Origin of the sequence: Gilliamella sp. wkB112, from assembly GCF_001690685.1 — a bacterium.
GTDB lineage: Bacteria > Pseudomonadota > Gammaproteobacteria > Enterobacterales > Orbaceae > Gilliamella > Gilliamella apicola_J.
In genome coordinates, this window is record NZ_LZGL01000004.1 from 1 (window position 1) to 1,155 (window position 1,155).

At 48.6% G+C, this 1,155-nt stretch carries 1 tRNA gene and 2 rRNA genes; all 3 read left to right on the top strand.

What is annotated here, in order from left to right:
* A 16S ribosomal RNA gene (locus A9G12_RS01060) occupies positions 1 to 735 on the top strand; the annotation flags it as partial.
* Positions 736 to 793: 58 nt separating this feature from the next.
* Positions 794 to 869 (top strand) — tRNA-Glu (locus A9G12_RS01065).
* 209 nt (positions 870 to 1,078) lie between these two features.
* Positions 1,079 to 1,155, top strand: a 23S ribosomal RNA gene (locus tag A9G12_RS01070); the annotation flags it as partial.

The window sequence follows — 1,155 nt, forward strand, 5'->3', positions numbered from 1 at the left end:
CGCTGTAAACGATGTCGATTTGGAGTTTGTTGCCTAGAGTGATGGGCTCCGAAGCTAACGCGATAAATCGACCGCCTGGGGAGTACGGCCGCAAGGTTAAAACTCAAATGAATTGACGGGGGCCCGCACAAGCGGTGGAGCATGTGGTTTAATTCGATGCAACGCGAAGAACCTTACCTGGTCTTGACATCCATAGAATCTTGCAGAGATGCGAGAGTGCCTTCGGGAGCTATGAGACAGGTGCTGCATGGCTGTCGTCAGCTCGTGTTGTGAAATGTTGGGTTAAGTCCCGCAACGAGCGCAACCCTTATCCTTTGTTGCCATCGATTCGGTCGGGAACTCAAAGGAGACTGCCGTTGATAAAGCGGAGGAAGGTGGGGACGACGTCAAGTCATCATGGCCCTTACGACCAGGGCTACACACGTGCTACAATGGCGTATACAAAGGGAGGCGACCTCGCGAGAGCAAGCGGACCTCATAAAGTACGTCTAAGTCCGGATTGGAGTCTGCAACTCGACTCCATGAAGTCGGAATCGCTAGTAATCGTGAATCAGAATGTCACGGTGAATACGTTCCCGGGCCTTGTACACACCGCCCGTCACACCATGGGAGTGGGTTGCACCAGAAGTAGATAGCTTAACCTTCGGGAGGGCGTTTACCACGGTGTGATTCATGACTGGGGTGAAGTCGTAACAAGGTAACCGTAGGGGAACCTGCGGTTGGATCACCTCCTTACGAAGCGCTCGTAAGTGTTCACACAGATTGTTTGTTGATTAAGAAGCGAAATAATAAAGTCCCCTTCGTCTAGAGGCCTAGGACATCGCCCTTTCACGGCGGTAACAGGGGTTCGAATCCCCTAGGGGACGCCATATAGTAGTGACGACATTATTTTCAAATTACTTATCTTTGTATTTACTTTTGAATGAGTAAATAGAAAGATAAAGCTCTTTAACAATTAGGAACAAGCTGAAAGAAACGAGTTCTCGTTTTTGCGGCGAACTGGCATATGAAAGTATGGTGGTTTGAAGCAAGAAAGAGAAAAAAGCGTAATGAAAACCAAGACAACTGTGAGTTGTAAGGTTAAGAAATTAAGCGTACACGGTGGATGCCTAGGCATTTAGAGGCGAAGAAGGACGTGTTAATCTGCGAAAAGCG